This window comes from Streptomyces sp. NPDC046759 (assembly GCF_040645475.1).
Taxonomy (GTDB): Bacteria; Actinomycetota; Actinomycetes; order Streptomycetales; family Streptomycetaceae; genus Streptomyces.
Genome location: NZ_JBEYYJ010000021.1, coordinates 1 through 20,145 on the forward strand (window position 1 = coordinate 1; position 20,145 = coordinate 20,145).

16 protein-coding genes and 6 pseudogenes are annotated in these 20,145 nt (G+C 67.9%); 13 read left to right on the plus strand and 9 right to left on the minus strand.

Going from position 1 to position 20,145, the window contains the following annotated elements:
• Positions 1-125, plus strand: a pseudogene (locus ABZ919_RS26100) (IS5/IS1182 family transposase); the annotation flags it as partial.
• A gap of 243 nt (positions 126-368) precedes the next feature.
• Here the strand turns inward: ABZ919_RS26100 and ABZ919_RS26105 are convergent.
• Positions 369-1,397 (minus strand): hypothetical protein, encoded by a 1,029-nt coding sequence (locus ABZ919_RS26105; RefSeq protein ID WP_361252293.1) that lies wholly within the window; start codon positions 1,395-1,397, stop codon positions 369-371.
• Positions 1,398-2,775: 1,378 nt separating this feature from the next.
• Here ABZ919_RS26105 and ABZ919_RS26110 point away from each other — a divergent pair.
• Positions 2,776-3,648 (plus strand): NAD(P)H-binding protein, encoded by an 873-nt coding sequence (locus ABZ919_RS26110; protein WP_361252295.1) that lies wholly within the window; start codon positions 2,776-2,778, stop codon positions 3,646-3,648.
• A gap of 5 nt (positions 3,649-3,653) precedes the next feature.
• On the opposite strand, the pseudogene ABZ919_RS26115 reads toward ABZ919_RS26110, so the two are convergent.
• Positions 3,654-4,031: pseudogene (locus tag ABZ919_RS26115) on the minus strand (transposase); the annotation flags it as partial.
• Positions 4,032-4,530: 499 nt separating this feature from the next.
• On the opposite strand from ABZ919_RS26115, the gene ABZ919_RS26120 reads away from it, so the two are divergent.
• Positions 4,531-5,130, plus strand: a complete 600-nt coding sequence (locus ABZ919_RS26120) for a hypothetical protein (protein ID WP_361252298.1) — start codon at positions 4,531-4,533, stop codon at positions 5,128-5,130.
• Between the two features lie 55 nt (positions 5,131-5,185).
• Here ABZ919_RS26120 and ABZ919_RS26125 read toward each other — a convergent pair whose 3' ends face one another.
• From ABZ919_RS26125 to ABZ919_RS26145, 5 genes and pseudogenes are all read right to left on the minus strand, one after another.
• A complete protein-coding gene (locus ABZ919_RS26125) occupies positions 5,186-7,147 on the minus strand; it encodes an ABC transporter ATP-binding protein (protein ID WP_361252593.1) in 1,962 nt (653 codons plus the stop codon).
• A 643-nt stretch (positions 7,148-7,790) separates the two neighbouring features.
• Positions 7,791-7,949 carry a hypothetical protein gene (locus ABZ919_RS26130; protein WP_361252611.1) on the minus strand — a complete coding sequence of 53 codons (159 nt, stop codon included), beginning with the start codon at positions 7,947-7,949 and terminating at the stop codon, positions 7,791-7,793.
• A gap of 98 nt (positions 7,950-8,047) precedes the next feature.
• Positions 8,048-8,233: pseudogene (locus ABZ919_RS26135) on the minus strand (NUDIX domain-containing protein); the annotation flags it as partial.
• A gap of 118 nt (positions 8,234-8,351) precedes the next feature.
• Positions 8,352-8,546, minus strand: coding sequence for a hypothetical protein (locus tag ABZ919_RS26140; RefSeq protein ID WP_361252301.1), 195 nt, complete (start codon positions 8,544-8,546; stop codon positions 8,352-8,354).
• Positions 8,547-8,697: 151 nt separating this feature from the next.
• Positions 8,698-9,255 (minus strand): TetR family transcriptional regulator C-terminal domain-containing protein, encoded by a 558-nt coding sequence (locus ABZ919_RS26145; protein WP_361252303.1) that lies wholly within the window; start codon positions 9,253-9,255, stop codon positions 8,698-8,700.
• Between the two features lie 72 nt (positions 9,256-9,327).
• Here ABZ919_RS26145 and ABZ919_RS26150 point away from each other — a divergent pair, with 72 nt between their 5' ends.
• Positions 9,328-10,485 (plus strand): FAD-dependent monooxygenase, encoded by a 1,158-nt coding sequence (locus ABZ919_RS26150; RefSeq protein ID WP_361252306.1) that lies wholly within the window; start codon positions 9,328-9,330, stop codon positions 10,483-10,485.
• Between the two features lie 95 nt (positions 10,486-10,580).
• Positions 10,581-10,797, plus strand: a pseudogene (locus tag ABZ919_RS26155) (transposase); the annotation flags it as partial.
• Positions 10,798-10,915: 118 nt separating this feature from the next.
• On the opposite strand, the gene ABZ919_RS26160 reads toward ABZ919_RS26155, so the two are convergent.
• Positions 10,916-11,542, minus strand: a complete 627-nt coding sequence (locus ABZ919_RS26160; protein ID WP_361252308.1) for a nucleotidyltransferase family protein — start codon at positions 11,540-11,542, stop codon at positions 10,916-10,918.
• Between the two features lie 328 nt (positions 11,543-11,870).
• On the opposite strand from ABZ919_RS26160, the gene ABZ919_RS26165 reads away from it, so the two are divergent.
• On the plus strand, positions 11,871-12,224 hold the full coding sequence (locus tag ABZ919_RS26165) for an ANTAR domain-containing protein (RefSeq protein ID WP_361252595.1): 354 nt from the start codon (positions 11,871-11,873) through the stop codon (positions 12,222-12,224).
• A gap of 229 nt (positions 12,225-12,453) precedes the next feature.
• Here ABZ919_RS26165 and ABZ919_RS26170 read toward each other — a convergent pair whose 3' ends face one another.
• Positions 12,454-12,993 (minus strand): MarR family transcriptional regulator, encoded by a 540-nt coding sequence (locus ABZ919_RS26170; protein WP_361252310.1) that lies wholly within the window; start codon positions 12,991-12,993, stop codon positions 12,454-12,456.
• 68 nt (positions 12,994-13,061) lie between these two features.
• Between ABZ919_RS26170 and ABZ919_RS26175 the strand changes: the two genes are divergently transcribed.
• The 7 genes and pseudogenes from ABZ919_RS26175 (at position 13,062) to ABZ919_RS26205 (ending at position 19,996) form a co-directional block, all read left to right on the plus strand.
• Positions 13,062-14,354, plus strand: a complete 1,293-nt coding sequence (locus ABZ919_RS26175; protein WP_361252313.1) for an MFS transporter — start codon at positions 13,062-13,064, stop codon at positions 14,352-14,354.
• 117 nt (positions 14,355-14,471) lie between these two features.
• Positions 14,472-14,957 (plus strand): annotated as a pseudogene (locus tag ABZ919_RS26180) (transposase); the annotation flags it as partial.
• Positions 14,954-15,052: pseudogene (locus tag ABZ919_RS26185) on the plus strand (glyoxalase); the annotation flags it as partial. The pseudogenes ABZ919_RS26180 and ABZ919_RS26185, both read left to right, overlap by 4 nt.
• 102 nt (positions 15,053-15,154) lie before the next feature.
• Entirely contained in the window at positions 15,155-15,835 is a 681-nt protein-coding gene (locus ABZ919_RS26190; RefSeq protein ID WP_361252315.1) for a helix-turn-helix domain-containing protein, read from the plus strand.
• A gap of 32 nt (positions 15,836-15,867) precedes the next feature.
• Complete coding sequence (locus ABZ919_RS26195) at positions 15,868-16,437, plus strand: DUF3291 domain-containing protein (RefSeq protein WP_361252317.1); 570 nt, start codon at positions 15,868-15,870, stop codon at positions 16,435-16,437.
• Positions 16,438-16,910: 473 nt separating this feature from the next.
• The gene (locus tag ABZ919_RS26200) at positions 16,911-17,945 is read left to right on the plus strand and encodes a hypothetical protein (RefSeq protein ID WP_361252320.1); all 1,035 of its coding nucleotides are present in this window, start codon (positions 16,911-16,913) and stop codon (positions 17,943-17,945) included.
• A 218-nt stretch (positions 17,946-18,163) separates the two neighbouring features.
• Positions 18,164-19,996, plus strand: coding sequence for a hypothetical protein (locus ABZ919_RS26205; protein WP_361252321.1), 1,833 nt, complete (start codon positions 18,164-18,166; stop codon positions 19,994-19,996).
• The last annotated feature ends 149 nt before the right edge of the window (positions 19,997-20,145 follow it).

Sequence of the window (20,145 nt, forward strand, 5' to 3'; positions counted from 1 at the left end):
AGAGGACGGTCTCCTGGCTGGCCGGCTGCCGCCGCCTGCACCGCCGCTACGAGCGCAAGGCCGTGCACTTCCTGGCCTTCGTCGGCATCGCCGCAGCTCTCATCGGCTACCGCCGACTCACCAACTGCTCCCCGCGCCCGCGGGGATGGTTCCACCCACAACCGGTCCGTGCGCGAGGCCTGCGTGTGCTCCCGGGCCCGTCTCATCTGATCTGGTTCGTAGTCGAGGTTGTGACCTGCGAGGACCAGATCACTCGAGACGGTGAGTTTCTTCGAATCTCATGTGATCTGGTCCGTTGTCTCAGTCGATGTGGTCCGCCGGTGGTGTTTCGAAAGTGACACCAGGGCTGCAGGTTGAGGCAGGACTGGTTATCCGTCCGTAAGGCGTGTCACCAGGTCCATGGCTTCCTGGGTGAGTTTGATGTGCAGGCCGGTGCTGTCCTGCGTGGCGACCTGGGTGAAGCTGCCCTCGTGCCACCAGAACACTGAGGGGCTCAGTGCGCCCGGTGACTCCTCGAACCCCGCGGCGGCGAACCGGGCCATGGTCTGGAGCGATGGGGCCACGCTTTTGTCGCGGATGACGTGGAAGGCGAGTTGGTGCCGGTGTGGCAGTGCGACCAGGATCCCGTTCGGCACCAGCGCGTCCTTGGTGTAGCGGCGGACGACCTCGTCGAGGACCAGGCCGAGGCTCGCGATGAAGTATGAGCCGCCCATCAGCACGTCGAAGTGAGTGCCGTCCTTGTCCTTGACCACTTTGTGCTTGTCAACGCGGACGGTCCGGAGGTTCTGGAATGCACGATCCCGAAGGGCTGTGAGATCACCCAGCTCGGCAAGGGAGTCTGCGGTCAGCATGTCGACGGTTTCCGGGAGGTCGAGCGCCAGCACCTCCAGGAGTCCCGGGACCGACTGGGGAGCGTACCCGAAGGCCTTCAGGCTCGCGGGATCGCCGGGGATGAAGCGGGGGTAGAGCTGGGCCAGGAGTTGTTCGTGCGGCAGGGTCTTGAGAGCCTGCGGTCCATTCATCGAACGGATGGCCCGGTCGACATGCTCGTCTACCAGCGTCCGCCAGCTCCGAGGGCCCCGGCTGTCGTTGTGGCACACCGCCGCGAGATTGGAGAGACCGAAGCGCCAACCCGCGTCCGCGGTCGCGCGTCCCGGTCCGACCGTCACCTCGATGCCGCGCTCCGCGAAAGCTTCGCGGACGAAGGTGCGCAACCGGGCAGCCTCTCCCTCGGACAGGAACGCGAATTCTCCGTCGCGCGGTTGGTCCATCCCCTCACGACGCTCTCCGCGCCGAAATATCCCCACCAGGTCCCCAATCGCTCGAAGATTTGGATCATAGCCCCGACCGAGCCAGGCGCCTTGTTCAGGCGTCCACGCCCGGTGGGTATCGCACACCGAGGCTCCTCCATGAGGCCCGATTCCTCCTCCATGCCCGGGACGCGACCATCTGAGATCACAAGCGACCCGGACCAGATCATGTGAGATTGGGTCCAGGTCGACCGAGACGGGACACTCCCCGCGCCCGCGGGGATGGTCCCAACGGCCTGCAGTTCGCGAGAATCGTCGGCCAGTGCTCCCCGCGCCTGCGGGGATGGTCCCTGGCCGACCTTGGCGTTCGGGTCCTCAGCCTGGTGCTCCCCGCGCCTGCCGGGGATGGTCCCTCGATCTCCTCCGTCAGCTCCTCCGAGCGGCGGTGCTCCCCGCGCCCGCGGGGACCGTCCCACCCCACAAGCTGAAGTAGGCGTTCACGGATAGGGTGTTGCCTCCCAGCTCTCGCTCCGGCGCCTCGGTCCCCCTTTGGTCGCCCGGCTCCTCGCCCTCGGCGCGGCGGCGGAAGACCAGCACATCGGCGACGACGTCGGTGTCGGCGGTCTCCCCGAAGGTGCTCGCCGGCAGCCGGTAGGCGGCCGCCAGGTCGGCCCCAGCGGGAGATGGCCCGGTGGCCGGAGGTGTCCTCGCCGTCCAGGGTCCACCGTGAGGTGATCACGGCCATGTAGCCGCCCGGCCGCAGCAGCGCGAGCTGCTTGATGATGAACCCGTTGTGCAGAGAGTGTCCGGTCGCGCCGTAGCGGCGCTCCCCGAACGGGGCCTGCGCGAACGGCACGTTCCCGATCACCGCATCGAACGTGCCGACCGGGGCGTCGGTAGCGGTGAACGACTCGGGCAGCACATTGGCGTGCGGGTAGATCCGGGCCGCGATCGCCGCGGTGGTGGGGTCCAGCTCGATGCCCGTCAGACGCACGGCCTGTGGGGCCACCCCGAAGAATGCGCCGGACCCGCACCCGGCCTCCAGGACCTCCCACCGTCGAAACCGTACGCGGCCAGGCCCTGCCACATCGCCTCGGCGACGCCTTGCGGGGTGAGCGTCAGCGCCGCCCTCGGCTCGCCGTCCTCCTCCGCCGCACGGAGGCCCGGCCGCGGCCGCCGGTTACCCAGAGCGGTCAGCAGCGTCTGCCGCTCCCTTTCGGGCTCCCTGACGTGCCGGACGGCGTCCGAGTGCTTCTGGGTGGCGGCAGCGAGAGCCTCGGCGGCGTACGTCTCATCACCGGGCGCCCGGCGACGGGCCTCCCGTTCCTTCTCGGCGCTTTTACTGACGGTTTCAAAATGCGTTCGGCGGGAGACTAGAGGCGCTTCCACGCTGCCTGCCATCCTCGCCGCCGTGGCCGACAGCCTCTCGTTGGACACCTGCGTTCGTCGGTCGACTCAACGTGGGATGGGGCTGCCCTCTCGTGGTGAGGCGTTCCCGTGAGCAGTCGCGGTCAGAAGGAGCATCATGGCGATCTTGGTAACCGGAGCCACCGGTAATGTCGGCCGGAACGTGGTCCGGCGACTCGTCGAGGCCGGCGCGGAGGTGCGGGCTCTGACCCGCAGCCCACGCGCGGCCGCGTTCCCGGAATCAGTGCGCGTGATTGGGGGAGATCTCATGCAACCGGAATCACTCGCCGAAGCGTTGAAGGGCGTCGACCGGATGTATCTCTTCCCGGTCGCCGAAACGGCATGGGAAGTGGTTGCCTTGGCACGGCAGGCCAGCATGCGCCGGATTGTGGTGCTGTCCTCTGGGGCTGTCACGACAGGCTTCGACAGCGACTTCCACTTGCCGGTCGAACAGGCCGTAGAGGCGTCAGGGTTGGAGTGGACTTACGTGCGCCCCGGCGAGTTCGCGATGAACAAGCTGGCCCTGTGGGGTCCGTCCATCCGTGCTGAGGACGTGGTGCGTGACCCCAATCCCGACGCGGCCTGGTGCCCTGTGCACGAGCAGGACATCGCTGATGTCGCGGCCCTGGCTCTGCTGGAGGATGGACACTGCGGACGGGCGTACACCCTCAACGGACCCGAAATGTTGTCGCATCGTCGACAGGTTGAACTCATCGCCGAGGCTGTCGGGCACCCGATCCGTTTTGAAGTCGTGAGCCGGGACGAGGCACTGGAGAGTTACCGCAAGCAAGGTGGCTTCGCAGCAGCGAACGCAGATTTCCTCCTCGGTTTCGAGGACTATTCAGGCGGCGAGGCAGACCTGCAGGCACTCAAGGAATTCGATCCGACCGCGGCGGGCCCGGCGCCCACAGCCGAGGAGGCCACCGGGGTCCCGGCCCGTACGTTCGCCCAGTGGGCCCACGACCATGCCCGGGATCTCCTTCCCGACTGACGGTTTCATGAGGCTGACCGGAGCTTTCGAAGGCAGATGATGCTGCACGCCAGGGTCAACAACCCTGGTGGATGTCGGCGTCGTTCGTAGCGGACACGGAGCCGTTTGAACTGGTGCAGCCAGCCGAAGGCACGCTCGACCACCCAGCGCACCTTGCCAAGCCCCGAACCGTGGGGGACGCCGCGTCGGGCGATCACCGGCTTGATGCCGCGTTTCCCTAGCAGGCGGCGGTACTTGTCGAAGTCGTAGCCCCTGTGGGCGTAGATGGGCCGGGGTTTGCGGTGGGGACGTCCCTGTTGACCCCGGATCGGTGGGATGACGTCGATCAGTGGCAGGAGCTGGGTGACGTCGTGGCGGTTGCCGCCGGTGAGCGTGACGGCAAGAGTCCGTGGTCGTGATGGTTGCTCTTGCCGACGTCGAGGCCGAGGAAGACGCCCGTGGCGTCGTGTCGATCACCGTGCCCCCATGTTTCGATGCGTGCCGGCCTCGGCGGTGGGGCCGTTCGCGCGCCTCCAGGTCATGCAGGCCTGCCGCCCGCGAGTTGCCCGGCATGCGCCGGGCCGGGCAGTGGCCGAACCTCTGATCAGCGTCTTCGACGGCACCCCTCGGGCCCGGCGACACCACCCCAGGTCATCCGATCGACGGGGGCAACGGTCATGCCGGGCCTGGAGGCCAGCGGCCGCCTTGCAGGACCGCGAAACCGATGACGAGGCGGCGCCGTGCGACTGGCCCCGGCGCGGGACCAGCAGCTACCGCACCGCGAAATGGGATCCGCGCCAACGCGCTCACCGCCATAGCATGGCGGACCGGGCGTACCCTGCCGGGTTGGTGTCGGCAGACTTACGCCCACGACTCCCCACCGGCACGGCAAGGAGGTCACCGATGGACGATCCCGACTGGTATATAGACGAGAACCTTTCCATAGAGGACGTCATCTGGGAGCCGGTGGAGAAGTGGGGTGACACCGTCTACGGCCGCGGTACGACCAAAGAGGACGGCGCTTCCGCCGTCGTCATCCGGTATCCAGGAGAAGACCGGGTCGTGATCGCGCCCGACGAATGGTGGGCCACCGACTGCTTCAATCTCTGGATCGCTGACGACATGCTCAGCGATCCGGGCGAGCGGGCCTGGACATTCGGCGACGCCCACGTGCGAGTGAGCGCCTACACCGGCGCCTGCTACGTCCTGATCGAACGGGGCGAGTGCGACTACGCCCTGGAGCGAGTCGACACCTACCCCTCCGCGGTCGTTAAGGCCGCCAGCCACGGACTCAGTAAGCTGCGGGAGGATTGGCCGGACGACGCAATCCCCCTTCAAAGGGTTCAACAGCACATCGGCGTGGCCCTACGGCAGTTGTGGGCCGAGGGGCTTATCGCCGCCTCGAGCACCGCCACGGCCGTCGGGCAGGACCAGATTGCCAAGGCACTGGAAATGGACAGGCCCCTCCTCGGCCAAGTCCTCGCCGGTCAGGCGTGGCTGTGATCTGAGCTTGCGACCTCGATGGGTGCAGCCGTTACAGCTGGGTCTTTCGGGCGGGTCATGCGGGGTCTGTGATGGCGGGGGTGGTGGGGTGGGGGATGGTGCCGGCGGCCGTGTACTGGGCGGCTTGGGCGTTGAACATGGAGGCGTAGCGTCCGTTGGTGGTCATGAGTTCGTCGTGGGTGCCGTGTTCGATAAGTCGTCCGTGGTGGAGGACGTAGATGTGGTCGGCGTGGCGGACGCCGGACATGCGGTGGGTGACGAGGACGACGGCGCGGTTCGGGGCGGCGAGTCGGCGGATGCGGTCGAAGGCGGCGATTTCGGCTTCCGGGTCGAGGGCGGAGGTGGGTTCGTCCACGATGAGGACGCCGTCGTGGTGTGAGGTGGAGTTGCGCCAGTGGGTCCGCGCGAGGCCGATCTTCTGCCATTCGCCGCCGGAGAGTTCGTTGGCGCCGCGGAACATGCGGGCCAGCAGGCTGTGCAGGCCGTGGGGGAGTTTCGCGATGACCGGTCCGGCTCCTGCGTAGTCGACGGACGGCTGCAGGGTGTCGGGGTCGGCTTCCCGGGTGGGTCGTCCGATGCGGATGTTCAACGCGGCGGTGACGGGCCAGCGTTGGAAGTCCTGGGTGAGCAGTGCGACGCGGTCGAAGACCTGGAAGCGGTCCAGGGAAGCCACGTCGGCATCACCCCACAACACTGTCCCGCTCTGCGGTAGCAGCAGGCCTGACAGCACCTTCATCAGGGTGCTTTTGCCGGAGCCGTTCTCGCCGACGACGGCGGTGACCGTGCCCATGGGCAGGGTGAGGGTCACGCCGTCCAGGGCGGGGGTGTCCCGGTCCGGGTAGCGGTAGCTCACCTGGTCGAGGACGACCTGCTTGACCTGTGCCGGGATGAGATCGCCCCCGCTGGGGATAGTGCGGTGTGCCGCCTCGTTGAGGAAGCGGGCGTGGTCGCGGACGTAGAGGGACTCCTCGTGCAGCTGGTTGATGTTCATCACCAGCGCGCCCAGGCTGGCTGAGCCGGAGCGGACGGCGATGACGGCGGTCCCGGCCACGGCCAGACTCATGTGCCCGCTCGTGATCAGCACGAACATGGCCGCGTACGTCGCCGCCATGGCCAGACCGGACAGCGCGGCGGCCACCCACTCGGTGACGGCCTTGCCGGCGGCCAGCCGCTCCTGCTCGGCCTCGGCGCTCTCGGCCATCCGCTCGTAGCGGCTGAGCAGGAACGGGCCGACGGCGTGGATGCGTACCTCCTGCGCGGCGGAGCGCTCGGTGAGCAGGTTGCCGATCAGGCGGCTGGCCCGTACGTGCTCGACCCAGGTCATCACCGACACGTACCGTTCCTGCGCCACCCGCATCGCTCCCCAGCCGCGCGGCGCCGCGATCAGGATCAGCATCGGCAGCAGGACCGGGTGGAGGATGGTGAGGACGCCGGCCGTGGAGATCAAGGAGATGGTCCCGTTCAGCGCGGCCACGCAGGCGCTGATCATGCGGCGGGCGGAGGCGGTGCCGTACTGGGCGACGTCGATCAGCCGCCTGAACTCCGGGTCCTCGATGGCCTCCAGTTCCACCGAGGCGGCGGCGGCCAGGTACTGGGTGGTGGCGATCCGCTCGACCAGCGGCTCCAGCCGGCCCGCCCGCGAAGTGGACCATCCGGCCAGGGCCGAGTTGGCCACGGCCGCTGCTGCGGCGGCGAGCAGGCCCGGCAGGACCGCGTGCAACCGATGCTCAGGAGTGCCCGAGCCGAGCAGCGCGTGCATGACGGCGTTGATGGCGAGCAACCCGACCGCCGCAGCGACACCCTGCCCCACCTCGCTGATGGCGACCGTGAGCAGAGCGCGCCGGTCCGCCTGCCACGCCATCCGCAAGGTCGCCCCGACCAGCCTCGGCATAGAGCGCAGCGCCGACAGCATCGTCAGGTCCAGCCGGGCACGCTCGTGTTCCGACCAGCCGAGGTCGTAGCGCAAAGGACCGCCGAAGAGTTCCTGCTCGGCGTCGGAGACCTCCGGCTCGGCCATCCGCACCCGCCCGAAAAACCTCTTCACCAGGCCCCTCCCGACCTGCACCAGCTCAGCGCCCGGAAAGCCGGCGCGGGCAATCGCCCCGCCATCGTGACCGTGCCCATCCGCGCAGGAGCCCCGCAGTGGAAGGTGTCGCGGTACGAGTACTCCTTGCCCCGTGCCACGTGAGGAGGAGTCGTGTGTGCTTGGGTCTTGGCCGAACTCAACGTGGTCCCCCTTGAGGTTGTGCGGCTCCTGCTGTGGTTCAACGAGCCAGCCGGAATTTCGAACACACGTGTTTCAGTCGTGTTGGCAGCCCTGGGATTGAGCACGCGCCGGAGCTTGTGGGCTGCGTCGCCCCTTGCGGCGCATGGGCCAAGGGTGGGAGCGGCGATGGCCGAAACGCCGAGCGTGCCGCTGCTCCGGTGCACGGGGCCGGGACGCGAACGAGCGGAAGGGCGCGAGCAGAGCCCGGACGCAGAAAACGGCCGTCGACCGTGTCATCGAGAAAAGTCGCAGGTCGCACGCTTGGTTAGACGCTGGACGCTGGACGCTGGAGGTTGACGTACGCGTCGGCGCGCAGGCAGCGCACTCCGCGACGTGGTCCGTGCCGGTGAGATGTTCTGCGATCCGCATGCACTCGACGCCCAAACGGTGGCATCTAGTGCCAGGCGTGCTCCACGAGCGGCCCGGTGCCGTTGAGGTAGCCCAGCAGGCCGGCTCGCGGGTACTCGATGATGTCGTCAGGCAACTCGTGCGTGGTGAACCAGGTGAGCGCCAGGCACTTCGACGGTTCCTTGTTGACGGGCTCGCCCGCCATTTCACGGCTTCGAAGAAGAAGCCGATCCGCTGCACCTCGTCGTCCTGGCGGTGGTGTACGACCTGTACCAGCTCGAGTTCGGCAGGATTGACGGTGATGCCGGTCTCCTCGAAGAGCTCGCGGGCGGCACCGACGGACAGGGGTTCGCCCTGGTCGAGCTTCCCTGGGGGCATGTGCCACCGCCCGTAGCCGTAGGGGCCGCCGCGCTGGGAGAGGAGGATTTTGTCGCCGTCGCGGAGGATGACGTGGGTGTCGATGACGGGCTGTGCAGGCTGTGGGCTCATGTTTCCTGGGGGGGGAGGGGGGAGGGGGGAGGCCAGGGCGGCACCAGGGTGGGAAGCCGTCCTTGCCTTTGCGTCGGGGAGTGTGGAGGCAAGGGGGCGGGGCTTGGGGAGTTGCGGGTCAGGGATCGGGGAGGTCGCCGAGGGCGATGACGGTGTGGGCACGGAGCCTGCGGACCATCTGTGAGGCGAGGTAGCAGCGCAGTCCCGGATGTCCGTAGGGCAGTGGCTGGTCGGTGGCCGGCAGCACCTGGAGCCCTCCGGTGCTGTATTGGTAGGGGGTACCGATCACTCCGTACAGCGGGGCGCTCTGCACCAGGAACACGGTCGGTCGCTCGGAAAGATGGGGATACTGCTCCGCGGCCAGACGGGCGTGCTTAACCGATCGTTTCAGAATGAGGTCCGCAGGCGGTGGAGGCAGCTGAGGCTGTCGGCCGGTTCGAGTAGGACCGTGGACGCCTGGGTCCTCAACGCAGCGCGGCGGCGACCAGGCCGTCGAGAGCCTCGCGCGGTACTTCGCCGCCGTTCACCAGTCGGTGGAAGACCAGTCCGTCGATGCAGGTCAGCAGAGTGTGAGTGCGGTTCTCGACGTCCGTGACGCCGTGTGCGGTGAGGAACAGCCGGACGGCCTCGCGGCCGGCGTTCTCGCGGGGCACGAGGATCTCCCGCAGTTCAGGGTCGCGCACGCTCTCGACGGCGCAGGCATGGCGGGCGAGCGAGCGTCGGCGGCCCTCGCCGGTGAGTCGCTGTCGGGTGAGCAGCACCATGGCGTCCGCCAGTTCCTCGACGGTGCGCAGGGGTGGAAGCTCTTCGGTCATCGTTTGAAGTTCCGCCTGGTCGAGGTGGACCAGGCGGGTTACGAGTCCGGTCAGCAGCGCGGCACGGGTGCGGAAATAGGCCGAGGTGGTGCCGGGCGGCATGGCGGATTTCCGATCGACCGCGCGGTGGGTCAGGCCGCGTATCCCTTCGTCGACGAGCACGTCGAGAGCCGCGTCCGCCAGAAGAGTGCGCCGATCCGAAGCCATGGCCCCTTTCTACACCCGTAGAGACTCGGGATAAGGTGCGCTTCTACAGATGTAGAAGCAGGGGGCTCCGGCATGGGGAACACGGCAGTGGTGGTCGGAGGGGGCATCGGCGGGCTGGCCGCCGCGATCGGCCTGGACCGCATCGGATGGGACGTGACGGTCCTCGAGCGCGCGTCCATGCTTGAGGACGCGGGGGCAGGCATCTCACTGGCCGCCAACGCCCTGCGGGCACTGGACGAACTCGGGGTCGGCGACGCGGTTCGGGAAGCATCGCGAGGCCAGTACAGCGGCGGCACCCGGACGCCCCGGGGCGGCTGGCTGGCCCGGATGGACGGCTCGACGCTGGAGAAGAAGGTGGGCACACCGATCATGGGCATCCCCCGCTCCGCCCTGCACCGACTGCTCCGCGACGCCCTGCCCGCCGAGTCACTGGTGACCGGCTCGGAGGCGGCCGGGGTCGAGCAGACCGGCCCTGGGACGGTTCAAGTCGACTGCGCCACCACGGTCCTGAACGCCGATCTGGTGGTCGCGGCCGACGGCATCGGCAGCAAAATTCGCAGCCGTCTCTTCCCAGACCATCCCGGCCCGGTCTACAGCGGCTCGACGGTACTGCGTGCCATCACCGAGCGCGCGGTCGATCTGCGGACCGACTTCGAGCTGACCTGGGGCCGCGGCGCGGAATTCGGGCACATCGCCTTCCGGGACAGGCGGGCCGAGTGGCACGCCGTCCTCAGCCACCCCGCCGGCACGCGGTTCGCCGACCCGCTGGCCGAACTGCGCCGACGGTTCCACACCTGGCACGACCCGATCCCCGCCCTGCTCGCCGCGACCCGGTCCGAGGCCGTGTTGCATCACGACGTGAACGAACTGCGCACGCCGCTCCCCTCATACGCTGTCGGTCGGATCACGCTGCTCGGCGACGCGGCCCATGCGATGACCCCCAACCTCGGACAGGGTGCCTGCCAGGCACTGGAGGACGCGGTCACCCTCGCCGCCGCCCTCGCCACCGAGCCCACCGTCGAGGCCGCGCTCGCCCGCTACGACGCCGAGCGCCGGCCCCGCAGCCAGGCCGTCGCACGGGCTGCCCGGCAGGCCGGCAGGATGGGCCAACAGCTTTCTCACCCACTGGCCGTCCCCCTGCGGAATACGGCGATGCGACTGACTCCATCCCGGGTCGCCACACGTATGATCCTGCGTCATCACGCCTGGGTTCCGCCGTCGCTGAACTGATCCGGTTCGTGCCCGCCACCTCACGACCAGACACTTTCTGGGCCAAGTAGAGCTGCAGGTCTGCCGTTGACGGTCCCGGTGGGCAGGGTGTCCGAGTGCGTGCTGATCTTGTTCCGGACGATCTGTGGGATCGCGTGGTCCCGCTGCTGCCACCCACTCCCGAACGGCGCCGTCGCCACCCCGGGCGCCTGCGCGTTCCCGATCGAGTGGCACTCGCTGGCGTGATGTACGTGCTGCGAACTGGTGTCGCCTGGCGCGATGTTCCGACGGAGTCCCGTGGGTTGCTCCGGTGTGACGGCCTGGCGCCGACTGCTTCGCCTGGCTGCACCAGTTCAAGCGCATCCGTGTCCGCTGTGAACGACGCTCTGACCTCCACGTCGGCCTGCTTCAACTCGCGTGCAGCATCATCTGTCTGCGTCGACTCCACGCATCATGTTGAGGCAGGCGTCAGGGTGGTGGGAGCGGAAGGCCAGTCGAGCACGGTCAGCTCGGGCCACTGCTGCCGCCAGCGGGCGGTTTTGGTCTCGTACACCTCGCGCGGAGCAAGCACTGGATTGGGCCGGACGACGAGATTGAACACGTCGGCAAGCCCATGCGGTGCATAGACGCGCCAGTGCCCATCCCGTTCCAGGCGAACGCCCAAGCAGCAGGTAGTAGCAGCGAAGCTGTCGATGGCAGCCTCGGTGGAGGTATGGGGAGCACACGCGACGCCGAACTTCTGCTCGTACCAGAGGTGGACGCGGGCCTCGTTGCGGACCTCGACCTGTGCCGGCAAGTCGGCGAAGGCATGGTCGGCGGCCTTGATGACAGCGTCCTCCGCCTCCCACGACAGATCGTGATCGTCGAAGTAGAAGACGTCGTAGTCCTTGATCCCGCTGGTGGGGTGCCTGTTCGTGGCCACGTTCCAAACGGTCTGGAACAGGCAGCCTGCCGTCAGGTACCAGCCCGGCAGCCGCAATCGAGCCGTGCGGTTCAACACCTCCACCAGCACCTCGTTACGGGACAGCACAGACCTTAGGGCAGCGAGCTGCTCGTCGAGCGGGAGGCGACCAATCACCGCACATGCCTACCACGGGGCAGGTCAAGGGCGCCTGCCTTCAGCCTTCGAGACCCTCTTGATGGACCTCTTTTTGAAACGATCAGTAAGAGGGGTCACGGAAGGCTTTGTGAGGGCTTTCGTGTGTCGGTGGGCGCTGAGGGCAGGCCTCTGGCATGCAGCCTCCCCAGGAAATACAAGAGAAGCATGCCAGTGCAGACCCGTCGCCTGCCGATGCTCCGCAGCACACCGACGTGGGTCCCTTGGAGTCCGATACTGAGCAGATCATGCGGCTTCGGACAGAGAACGAGCAGCTCAAGCGTGCTTGGAGAGCTGGCCCCGGATAGGTGTGGCCCGCGGGATCCTGTGGGCTCAACTCGGTTGCTCGATGGAGGAGTCGTGGGAGATCTTGGTGGAGGTGTCCCAGCGCAGCAATATCCGGGTGCGCGCGGTGGTCGAGGTGATGTTGGCGGCCGTGATGGGCAAGGAGCCTTTTCCGCGGGATCTGCGGGAGCTCCTGAAGGCCGCGGTGGCGCGAAGGTCAGTGACCGCGTATGGGTCCGAACTGACGGGGTGGGCGCGTGGGCGCTGGCCGGGGAAGGGCTGTGACCTGGGGAGGTCGAAATGGTCCTTCCCCGTTCTCAGGGGTGGAAGGTGTTCGAGGGCCGGTCGGACGATGTCACAAACGGCGTTTCGTCGGTGATGGGAGAGCAGCAGGTGCCCGATTACCTGCTGGACGGGCAGAAGCTTTGAGCTGTTGCCCTACGCGGCCGGGGCGGGCTCTGTCGGCCTGGTGGTGGTAGGCTTCAGCCGCTGTTTTCGATCCGATCTTGCGGGGTGTCGGTCGAACGTGAGTGTGCTTGGGTAGCTGTGGCGGCGGCCGGCGAGATACTGAGGCCTGACGGGGAGAAGCAACACCATCGACTCGGGGTTCACCGGTGGCGGCTGTCCGCCTCCGCCTGGATCAGCATCCGCTTGAGCAGGGCGCTGAGTGCGTCCTGCTCTGCCGGGTCGAGCGGGGCGACCATCGAGTCCTCCGCCTGCCCGCGCAGCTCCATCGCGGCCAGCCAGCGGGTGCGCCCCGCCTCGGTGAGCTCCACGTCCACCCGGCGTCGGTCCTGACTGCTGCGCACACGCCGCACCAGCCCTGACTGCTCCAGGGTGTCCAGGCGGCCTGTCATGCCGGCAGGGGAGAGCATGAGTTCAGCCGCTAGCTCGGAGGGGGTGGCTCGCCCCGGGGCCTCGCGTGCGCCGAGCCGGTGCAGTGTGGCGAACTCAAACTCGTGCAGGCCAACCTCGGCCAGGGCGCGGTCTTTGGCTTGGCCGACATGCTTGGCCAGGAGCTGAATGCGGGTGATGATCCCCTCCACCCGCGCGTCGAACGGGGCCTTGCCGCGCCAGCGTGCAAGGTGCACGTCGACGGAGTCGTCCCCTTCTGCGGGCCGCTCCCGGCCCTGAGTCTCGGTGTCCATGCCCTCAGTATGCTACGCCAACTTATATTTCGTTGCCAAACGATTAGCTGACGAAATACTATGCGTGCATGACGCAACCCATGCGCCGACTGCTGGTCGGCCGTACCTGCGCGGCGCTGGCCACCGCGCTGATACCCACCACGCTCACGCTCGCGCTGCTTCGAGGACACGCCGCAGGCTCGACGGGTTCGGCAGGGGATCTGGGCCTGGTGCTGGCATGCGAACTGCTGCCCATGCTGGTGCTACTGCCGGTCGCCGGCGTGCTGGCGGACCGCTTCCCGCCACAGCGGGTCGTGCTCGCTGCCGATCTACTCAGGGGCGCGGCGCAGACCGCGATCGGCGCGGAGCTGCTGTGCGGCCTGGTCCGGGTGCCCGACCTCGCCGTGCTCGCCGCGGTCACCGGCGCCGCGGTCGCCGTCGGCACCCCAGCGGTCCGCACCCTGGTCGCGGCGACCGTCGACGCCGACCAGCGGCTGCGGCTGAACTCGCGGCTGGACGTCGCCACCGGCCTGGCCCAGACCGCCGGCCCTGCTACGGCGGGCGGCATGATGCTCATGCTCGGCGCCGGCTGGTCCTCGCTCCTGACCGGCGCGCTCTTCATCGGCTCTGCGACCACCCTGGGCGGCCTGCACACCCGCCGGGCCACCAGGCCGGCCGACGGCGGCCACGCGGGGTTCCGGGCGCAGTTGCGCGAAGGCTGGACCGAGACCCGGCGCCACCGCTGGTTCCTCACCAATGTGCTGGGCCATGGAGTATGGCATCTGGCGGCTGGCTTCCTGCTCACCCTGGGACCGCTGATCGCTGTCCGGAGCATGGGCGGTGACGGCGCGTGGGTCCTGGTGGCCCAGCTGGGGACCGTCGGCATGCTGGTCGGTGCTTTTGCCGCAGGACGGATGCCGATGCGCCGCCCGCTGGTCGGCGTGGCCGTGGGCGCGGCCGTCTTCGCGCTGCCGCTGGCGGCCTTCGGGCTGGGACTGGCGCTGCCCTGGGCGGCGTCTGCGTACTTCCTGGCGATGTTCGGTCTAGGAGTGCTCAGCCCGCTGTGGGAGACCGCCATCCAGCGCCGCATCCCGCAGGAGGTGCTCGGGCGGGTAGGCTCCTTCGACGCGCTGATCTCGTTTGCCGCCCGCCCGTTGGGCCTGGCCGTGGCCGTTCCGGTTGCCACCCTTCTCGGCACCTCGGCACCACTGCTGGCAGGTGCGGTGCTCGTGGCAGCGGCGAACCTGGCCGTGCTGCTGCTGCCCGAGGCATGGGAGCACCCGGAGCCGGTCACGGCACCGGGCGATGCCAGGCACGAACCTGTGGCCGCGGCGGGCCAGGGGCAGTCGGAGGCTGGCTCCAGGGCAGCGGACGGCAGGTAGCCGGAGGAATGCAGACCCGGTGTCGGCCCGCGCCGTTGCCTGACTGGCTGTCGTCGTGCCCATCTTGAGGGCCACGACGGGGTCCCGATGGGGTGATCGTGGCGACTGCCGTGCATATCCCGCGAGCAGAGGTGCTGGGTTCACAAAATGGCCAATGTCCTGGACGCCATGCCGAAGTCCGCGCAGCCGGGCGCGAAGAAGGCGATCCAGGACATCTACAACGCCGAGGACCGCGGTCACGCCCAGGCGGCGATCAGGACGTTCGCCAAGCTCTACGGGGCGAAGTTCCCCAAGGCGGTCAAGAAGATCACCGACGATCAGGAGGAGCTGCTGGTGTTCTACGACTTCCCCGCCGAGCGCTGGATCCACCTGAGGACCACAAACCCGATCGAGTCCGTGTTTTCCACCGTCCGGCTGCGGACCAGGGTCACCCGCGGCGCCGGCTCCCGCGCCGCTGCGCTCGCGATGGTCTTCAAGCTCGTCGAGTCTGCCCAGGCCCGCTGGCGGGCCGTGAACGCACCCCACCTCGTCGCCCTCGTCCGGGCCGGAGCCCGCTTCGAACGCGGCCGGCTCGTCGAACGTGCCGAGGCGGGGGCCGCATGAGCCGGCCGTCGCACGGCACGCTGCATCACGCCGAGCTGTGGGTGCCGGACCTCCATCGCGCGCTCGCCTCGCTCGGCAGGCTGCTGGAGGCGCTGGCTTTGTTCTGCCTGCGCCAGTACCTGATGGAGTCGGGCACACTGGCCGGGGTCGGGTCCCGCCGTTCTATCTCCAACCTGTGTTGTTCCTAGAATGGCTGGGTGGAGGACATCGACGCGATTGCGGCGTTGCAGGATCCGGTGCGGCGCCGTCTGTACGAGTACGTGGCGGCGCAGGGCCGTGAGGTCGGCCGCAACGAGGCCGCCGAGGCGGCCGGGGTGGCGCGCACGCTCGCTGCGCACCATCTGGACAGGCTGGCCGAGGCCGGGCTGCTGGAGAGCGGCAGCCGCCGCCTGACGGGCCGCTCGGGGCCGGGGGCGGGCCGTCCGGCCAAGGTGTATACGCGGGCGCGGGCCGAGCGGTCGGTTTCGCTGCCCGCCCGCGATTACCGCACCGCCGCCGAGCTGCTGGCCGAGGCCGCCGAGCAGGCCGGGTTGGACGCCGAGCTCTGCGCGGCCGCGCGGCGCCGGGGCGAGGCCCTGCGCGGTTCGGCTGCGCCCTGCGGCGGCCTCGAACAGGCCGTGGAGATGCTGGCCGCCCGCGGCTACGAACCGCACCTGGAAGGCGCCGAGGGGGCGACCGGGGCAGCCGCACGCGTTGTCCGTATGCGCAACTGCCCCTTCCATGCAGTCGCCGAACGCTTCCCACCGCTCGTCTGCGGCATGAATCTCGCGCTGCTGGAGGGGTTGCTCGGCACGGACGGTCCCGTCCACGCCCGCATGGACGCCCGGCCGGGTGACTGCTGCGTGGTGGTCGAGACTTCTAAAAACGATGGTGATTGACATAGAAAAGTCGGCCGTGCTGGGATGAGGCCATGACCGCATCCACGCATGCCGCCCATCTCGCCCACCTCAACGTCGCCACGCTCCGCCACCCCCTCGACGACCCGCGCACGGCGCCGTTCGTCGAGATGCTCGGCCCGGTCAACGCCTCCGCCGACGCCGCGCCCGGCTTCGTGTGGCGACTCGTGGAGGACGGGGCGGCCGACGCCACCGGCCTGCGCCCCGCGGGCGAGAACGTCATCGTCACCCTGTCGGTGTGGGAGACCCAGGAAGCCCTGTGGCACTTCACCTACCGCAGCGGGCACCTAGGGGCGATGCAGCGGCGCCGCGAATGGTTTGAACGGCACGTCGAGGCGCACCTGGTGCTCTGGTGGGTCCCCGCCGGTCACCTCCCGACCATCGACGAGGCCCTGGAGCGGCTGGCGGACCTGCGGTCGCACGGGCCGTCCCCCCGCGCGTTCACCTTCGCCTCCTCCTACACCGCAGCCGAGGCCGTCCAGCACCTTCAGGCCGCGCCGCCAACGCAGCCTGAAGCAATCAACCGATCCACAGGACTTGACGATTACTCAGATGAGGCCGGCCCGGCGCCCAACGCAGTGTGAGGGGCTCTCACGACACCAGGCAACCCGCCCGTACTATGGGCAAGGAGGACACGCGTCCGCGCCGCGCGGCGGCCGCCAGCGTCACATGGGACCGGGGCCCGCCGGCCCAAGTCCGAGGAAGGTTGGAAAAAGCGGGCCCTGCGGTCAAGTTGGAACCTTGTTCGAAACATTCCTTCAGCCAGCGCAGAAGGGCACGGGCCTGTCCTGTCCGCGATGAACCTGCTTCAGTGAGATGCAGAAATTCCGCCGCCAGACCGCAGCGGAGCTTGGACGATAGGCCTTTGCCTGGAGAATCGTCACAGGGGGGATCGATGCTCCGATGGTTCGAGTCGGGAGCGCCGGCCAGAGATCTCGTCATGCAAGACATCGCCCGGCTCGCTACCCTCGGGGTGCAGCCGCCAGCACGAGCGGTTCTTCTCCGCTCCCGGGTGCGAGCAGCAGCAGTTCGAGTCCACTATTCCCACACCCGAGCGGTGGACGCGGTCGAGTTCGTTGCGTTGCTGGTCCAGACAATACTCGTGGGTGCGATCGTCCTTGCGAGCTTCGAATGGCACAATCCGAACGGGGAGACGCAGATAGCAGGGCTGTTGGGTCCCGCCTTCTTTGTAACACTCATGCTTATCCGCCTTAAGTGGCCGCCTCGTACGACAATTTTGATGGGGATGCCCATCATCGCCATTGCCTCAGACAGACCTACACCATTCAGCGTTGGCGCCCTACATATCATAGACTGGCGCGGAGCTGTACTCGTGCTAACGGTGCTCACCACACACGCATTAACCTCCGCCTCACATCCGACACGGGGGCTGGAATTCGTCAGCCTCAGGATGGCAAGAGCCCACGTCCCGGGTAGCCACTCCCTGGACAACCTCGCGTTGCAGACCCTGCGTTGCGCGGAATCGCTGCACACCGGACGCGGTCAGTGGTCGTCCCCCAGACAATCACGCAGCTGGCAGAGAGACCTCGACAACCTGGCGGCCTATGCCGAGCTCTCGTTCCGCCTCACTGAGCGTCTCGACCGCACCAGCAGCCGCCAAGTTCGCCAAACCCTGACCGAGGAAGCACGCCGGCTAGCAACTCTCATCCGCCTCCATCAGCACCCCATTGCGACGGCGGCGGGACCAGAAGACATCGATTCGGTAGTCGCCTCGCTCGTCTACGGCATCGAAGCCATGCTCGCCGGCGACCGGGAAGCCTTGCTCGAGCATGCGCCGCCTGCACCTCCGCAAAGCCAGCGGGTCAAAGAATTCCTCAGGACGCGAGTGGTACCAGCCGCTGTTCTTCTGGTATTTGGCGTACTGGCGCCGCAGGCGCCCGTATTGCGGCATAGCAAGGCAGTTGCGAACAGCATCACCGCCACGCTTGTACTCTTCGCCCTGGTCTCCCTGGTTACCGCGAACAAGGAGGTGGCAGGGCAGCTCAACGACACCATCGGGAAGGGCCTGGCGAAAGCCTACGAGCCACCAACTAAAGACGGCGGCGGGACGAAATCCACCAAAACCGAATGACCTGAGACCCGGCATGTTGCCGTCCGGTGATCCACCATCATCTGCCGCAAGGCGAGCGAGGGCATTTCGGCTGCTGATAGCCCTACGTGGAGTGGCCGACAAGCGCACTGGGAGCGGCTCTGCGCCGCCGGGTGCACCCATGCTCGGCACCAGCAAGTCCGGGATCAGTCCGGTGGATTCTGGCTGAACCGCAGGGCGCCGAGCCGTAGACTCCGGCAGTGAACGCCGACGACGTCTGGCCGTTGCGCGCCCCGCGGGGAGGAGATCGCATGCAGGACCCTTCGGACTCGACGGAGATCGCCGAGCCTGAGGAGAACGGCCAGAGCAATACCGCCGACTCACCTGTCGTGGATGATCCGACACCCGACTCGGACATCGACTCAACGACGCCATCGACGGTCCTGGCGGAGGTGCTCCCAGGGGTTGCTGTCGTCTTCGGTGAGGTCCCGGCGGAACTCAGGCCTGATCTGCTCGACTTCGGGCTCGTGCCGGCCACCGACCGCAAGCAGATCTCCACGGTCCTCGCCTCGACCGGAAACACGGCGACCGTAGCCGGCAACCTCGCAAACGCATTCGCCAGCGCCCAGGGGCTCTATAGGATCAGCGACGCCACACGAGCTCTACTGCAGGCCGGCGCAACGCTCGCCGTCAAGGACGGCGCGAACCTCGGAACGGTGATCTCCTCCAGCCGCTTCATCGCTCAGGCCCGCTTCATCCCCGTGACCGCGGTGAGCGCGGCGCAGACCGCGGCCGCGATCGGGCCGACGCTGGCCATGATCGGCCTTCAGATGCAGCTGAGCGAGGTCACCGGCCTTGTCAGAACCAACATTGCGCTGACCAGCCAGGTACTCACCACCATCCGCAACGAGCAGTGGGCCGAACTGACGGGCCTCGTCGCCACCGTCGATCGCGCAGTCGCCCACGCCCGAGAGGTCGAATCGGTCCCCACCACCTTGTGGCACAAGGTCGCGGACAAGGAGGCGGACCTGGAAAAGCAGCTCGAGCTGTACCGACTCAACGTCCGCGACCACATCGGGCAGATCCATGAGCTCGACCTACATGCCCGCCGTGAGTATCTCCAGACGAACGCCGCGGCGATCTTCTTCGACGCCAACGCCCTGCTGTCTTCCCTCAAGGCATGGACCGGATATCAGGCGCTCCACGCCGCGCGGGCGCGCGCCGCTGGACCCGACGACGCCGGCGAGGCGCGGCTCGTCGACATCATTGCGCGTGACACTCGCAAAGAGCTCGACTCCGCTCTCGTCGAGACGACGAGCCTCGTCGACTCGCTGACGCGGGAGCTACGCATCATTGCCGAGCTCCCCGGACGCGACACACTGCCACTGCTGGGGAAGCGGAGGGACTCAAACGCAGCGCGCCAAGTCTCCGCCCGTCTTCTGGAGGCGATCGAGCCTCTTGCCGACGCTCTCCATCCGCCGGCCCCTCCAATCGAGGCTCCGGGCGTCGTCTGCGCACCCAAATCGCTGACTCTCGAGCCGTACCCCTTTCCGCGATCCTCGGTGGAGCGAAGGAGATGTTGGCGGCAGCGATGGACAAGGCCCCGGCAAAGACACTGGTCGCCGTCACGGATCGACGCATCATCACAGCCGAGACGAACGCCTTCCTTGAGCAAGGCGAGATCCGTCAAGTCATCCCGATCAACCAGGTCCGATACGTCCGAGCAGCAACCGCACAGGAGAACAAAGCGCGCTCGGCGATCGACCTCATCACGCGCGACGAGAACATCCGGTGGCACTTCCACGCTGACATCGACAACACCCAGGTGGACGCGCTCGCCGCCGTGCTTGCCGAGTCGATGGCGATCCCGGACAGTGAACGCGATGCGCTTCAACGGCGGCGCTACGCCCCCATCGAGGCACGCAAGAAGGACGAGAGCACGGGCACGAGGTCTACGGAACCGACTGGATCCGAGGCCACGACCTGCGCTGCCGAGTAGGCCTGGAGCCAGCCAAGTAGGCCTGGAGCCAATTGACGAGGGGTCACCTCGACCGCACCTACCGAGCCTCGTCGCTTACGGCGGCAGCAGGTAGGTGTGCAGGGCTCACGTCTGCACCGGGTGGTTGGGATGGTTGGAGTTGGTGATGGTGAACTGACTCAGGGGCCCGAAGCGCGCCTCGGGGGTGTCGATCGCGGGTGGGGTCCGCGGTCATGGGAACGACACGCTGGCAGGCGAGGTGGT